The sequence below is a fragment of the Methylobacterium sp. Leaf125 genome (assembly GCF_001423085.1).
GTDB lineage: Bacteria > Pseudomonadota > Alphaproteobacteria > Rhizobiales > Beijerinckiaceae > Methylobacterium.
On record NZ_LMNU01000040.1, the window covers coordinates 1 to 4224 of the forward strand.

Annotated in this window: 2 protein-coding genes and 1 pseudogene; 1 reads left to right on the forward strand and 2 read right to left on the reverse strand. The window is 63.2% G+C overall.

The window, feature by feature from the left end; translation table 11 throughout:
- Positions 1–111: 111 nt before the first annotated feature.
- Positions 112–1302: pseudogene (gene glpD, locus ASF58_RS20040) on the reverse strand (glycerol-3-phosphate dehydrogenase); the annotation flags it as partial.
- A 98-nt stretch (positions 1303–1400) separates the two neighbouring features.
- Positions 1401–2162, reverse strand: coding sequence for a DeoR/GlpR family DNA-binding transcription regulator (locus ASF58_RS20045; RefSeq protein ID WP_055956709.1), 762 nt, complete (start codon positions 2160–2162; stop codon positions 1401–1403).
- A 418-nt stretch (positions 2163–2580) separates the two neighbouring features.
- On the opposite strand from ASF58_RS20045, the gene ASF58_RS26895 reads away from it, so the two are divergent.
- Complete coding sequence (locus ASF58_RS26895) at positions 2581–2958, forward strand: hypothetical protein (protein ID WP_156375816.1); 378 nt, start codon at positions 2581–2583, stop codon at positions 2956–2958.
- Positions 2959–4224 lie beyond the last annotated feature (1266 nt).

Consider the following 4224-nt stretch of genomic DNA (forward strand, 5'->3'; position numbering starts at 1 on the left):
CTCGCCCGTCGTCTACGAGCAGGAGACCCGGCCGCACCCGTCACCTGAGACCCTGCTCAGCCAAGCCCCCTAACCGTCCACAGAAACGGGGCAATCCCAGACATCATCCACCGCGTCCACCGCAAAGTCGCCACCCGGAAGGGGCGCTGCCCCGGTCCAGGGCCCGCCGCGTGGACCGAGCCAGCGGCCAATCTCCGCCAAAGCATCCTCCGACAGCTTGCGGTACGTCGTGATCTTGCCGCCGAAAACGTTCAGCACGGGGGCTTGGCCGTCCACGCCCTCTGTCCGCAGAACGTAATCGCGCGTTGCCTCCTGTGCTTTCGAGGCCTTGTCGTCATAGAGCGGGCGCACGCCTGAAAAGCTCCAGACGATGTCCTCGCGACGCAGCGGCTGCGCGAAGTACTCGCTCGCAGCCCTGAGGAGGTAATCAGTCTCTTCCTCGGTGATGACCGCATCCGCCGGGTTACCCGTGAAGTCACGGTCCGTGGTTCCCACCAAGGTGGTGTCGTTCGCGTACGGGATGGCGAAGATGATCCGCCCGTCCGCATTCTGGAAAATGAAGGCGCGGTCATGGTCGTAGAGTTTGCGTACGACAATGTGCGAGCCCTGCACGAGACGCACGTGCCGCGCCTCGCTCTGACCCAGAGGCCCCTGTATCACCCGGTCGACCCAGGGCCCCGCTGCATTGACGAGGAAGCGCGCGGCCACCGTCTCCTCACGGCCGGACGCGAGGTCACGCTGCACGATGTGCCACAGATCGCCCGCGCGGCCGGCAGATATCACGCGCGTGCGCACCGCGATCTCAGCCCCCTTGGCCGAGGCGTCCCGCGCGTTCAGGACGACCAGGCGTGTGTCGTCCACGCGCGCATCCGAATACTCGAAGCCGCGCCGGAACTCGGGTTTGAGCGGAGCGCCGATCGGACCCGTAAGATCGACCCGGCGGGTGGCCGGTAAGCGCTTACGACCACCGAGATGATCGTACAGGAAGAGGCCGAGGCGCAGGAGCCAGGCCGGCCGCAAGCCTGAATGCAAGGGGAGGACGAAGCGAAGGGGGCGCACAATATGCGGCGCGATGCTCCAGAGGATCTCGCGCTCGGTCAATGCCTCGCGCACAAGCCGAAACTCATAGTGTTCGAGGTAGCGGAGACCACCGTGGATCAGCTTCGTCGACCAAGCCGAGGTGCCGTTGCCCAAGTCGTTCTGTTCGGCAAGAAAGACGGAGTAACCCCGGCCTGCCGCATCCCGTGCGATGCCGCAGCCGTTGATTCCCCCGCCGATGACGGCAACGTCGAACGTGCGCATGATCGTTCCCTCTTTCGTATCACCGCCCTTTGATGCGCTTACGAAAGCGAGACGACTAAATACGAAACAAATCGAAAGTCAATCGCAAGCGACGACGCTTAGCGTCCCGTCTCAACGAGGCGGACTCCCGATACTTTGCAAAGGTCGCGCACCGCCTCGCTCCGACAATGATCGGTGACGAAGGTCCCGATTTGGCTGAGTTGGGCAAGGCGAACCGGCGCCGTACGATCGAACTTCGTCGAATCGGAAACTAGGACGACGTGCCGGGCATTGGCGATGATCGCCTGCGCCACCCGCACCTCGCGATAGTCGAAATCGAGAAGCGAGCCATCCTCGTCGATCGCCGAAGCGCCGATGACGGCGAAGTCCACCTTGAACTGTCGGATGATGTCCACGGCCGCCTCGCCGACGATCCCTCCATCGGAGCGGCGGATCAGGCCGCCGGCCACGATGCACTCGATGTCGGCACTAGCCCGCAGGGCGTGGGCGACATTGAGATTGTTGGTGATCACCATCAGGCCGGAATGGCCGAGGAGCGCCCGAGCGACCGCCTCTGTCGTGGTGCCGATGTTGATGAAGAGAGACGAGCGATCCGGGATGAGGTCGGCCGTCGCGCGGGCGATGGCGGCCTTCTCCTGCGCCGCAATTGCGTTGCGGGCCTCGTAGTCGAGATTCTCCGCGCCTGATCCGAGGACCGCCCCGCCATGCACCCGCGACAGCAGCCGGGCTTCGCACAGGTCGTTCAGGTCCTTACGGATGGTTTGCGCACTAACCGTGAAGCGAGCGGACAGGGCCTCGACCAGCACGCGTCCCTCCCCGCGCGCGAGCTCCATGATGGCGTTCTGACGCTCTGAGAGCATGCTGTCCGATCTCGATCTGATGAAACTGAAACCTGTTGGGGCGCGAGCGAAAGTGCAAGTCCTGATCACGAAAGGGTCTGATGAACAGGGTATGCGTGGCGACCGCTGCCACCGCTGGGCGACGCCGCACTTGCCGAGCGAGGGCTTCGGTAGAGTTCAGTTGGATCCTGTTCGAACCGTGAAACGAGGCAAAGCGGCGCTCATCCCGAGCAACGAACGTTCTCGCACGCGGCTTTGTCTGCTGTGCCGGACGACAGCCGAGACGGAGCAGGCGGCGATCGATCATGGGCGGAACACCGATGCGTGCGCTCGGTCCCGACCGGGCCTCTCATCGACCCTGCGTCGTCACCATCGCGTAGCCTTCCTGTCGGGGCGCGAGTAAAACGCCGGCTGTACGATCGCGAAGCCGACGGATCACATGCGCGCTCTGATGTTGACCCTTCCGCTGCTTCTCGCGGCTACCAGTGCCCACGCCGAGCCAGCATCGACCCTGGATGGATTGTGGCAACTGCTCGGCTCCTGCGCTCGATCGGTCGAAGGTCCTGCAGGGTCAAGCGGGTCAGAGGTGACCGTCTTGTTCAGTATCAAGCGCGACGGGAGTCTCCAGGGGCAGCCGCGGATCGCCTACTCCAGACTCGTCGGGGAGGACGCGGCCCAGAAGGCGTTTCTCGCCGAGGTGCTCGGCGGCATTGCGCGCTGCTTTCCGTTAGCGATCACGGACCGTCTCGGCGGTGCGATCGCCGGGCGGCCGCTGCGACTGCGGGTGACGAACCGCGCGCGAGAGCGTCGCGCATAGCAATCGCGGCGCCGACGCACGCGATATGGGGTGATCGTCCACCGCTTGCCCTTAACCGGCTGTAATCCTCAGGAGGCAAGCGGGAACCCATCTCGGAGATTGGACCATCCATGCAGCCCTGTGGCGGCTCTGGATCACAGTGTAAGCTTTCGTCGCAGTGGGCCTTCTTGTGGCGGGATCGCTGTCATCAGCCAGCGTCGATCGACCAGCAAGGCCTGAACCCCTTCACCATGGCCTGACCGAGGCCAGCCAAGTAAGCGCGCTCGATTCATCGCACCAAGCCCCAATGCGGGGGCATGCGGCGACCTGATCAGGTGCGAAATTTTCGGGGTATGAACCAGTGACATCGTATTGAAACGACGTCCTCCTGAACCGGCTGATTCATTAAGATGTTTGGTGGGTGCACAAGGGTTCGAACCTTGGACCCGCTGATTAAGAGCTAGACCGTCCCAGGATGGTTAATGTTAGTCAACGAGCGGCAACCCAGCCTTTACGTTGGCCGTGGCACACCTAGCGGCAGAGACCCACTGAACTAGGCGCGGATAGGCGCAGATGGGAGCAGCAAAGGCTGTTTCCCATACGCTTCCCAATCCGGCGCCTGACAGCTTGAGGCCTGCCATGCGTTTGACCCGACCCAATATCGCGAAGCTTGCGCTCACACCTGGGCGATCGGAACTAATCGTGTTCGACGAGGCCCTTCCAGGCTTCGGGATACGGATACGGTCAGGAGGTAAACGAACCTTTATCGTCCAATTCCGGATCGGCACGAAGAGCCGGAGGCTGTCCCTAGGAAACGCCGAAGTTCTGGATCCTGAGGAGGCTCGACGCCGCGCTAAGGACGCTCTGGCGAAGGTTCAGCTCGGCACTGACCCTTCAAGCGAGCGCACCGAAGCGCGGGCCCGTGCGTCCGTCGTCCTTGGCGACGTCATCGAGAACTACCTGAAGCGATACGCGACCCCTCGCCTTCGCCCTCGCTCGCTTACCGAAGCAGAGCGCTACCTTCGTACTAGCTGGAAGCCGCTCCACGGGTTGGCCCTACAAGACATCGATCGGCGCCGCGTTGCAGCCCGGCTCTCTGAAATCGTGTCGGAAGCTGGTGGCGTATCTGCCAACCGGGCGCGGGCGTACCTCTCGGCATTCTTCGCTTGGGCCATGCGCGAAGGCATTGCGTGTCCGACGTCAGCACCTGTGGGACAGAATGAGGGTCTTCCCGAACGGAGGATGGCTGGTTCATCGTAGCCCCTGAGGAGCGAAGATGAAGCAGAC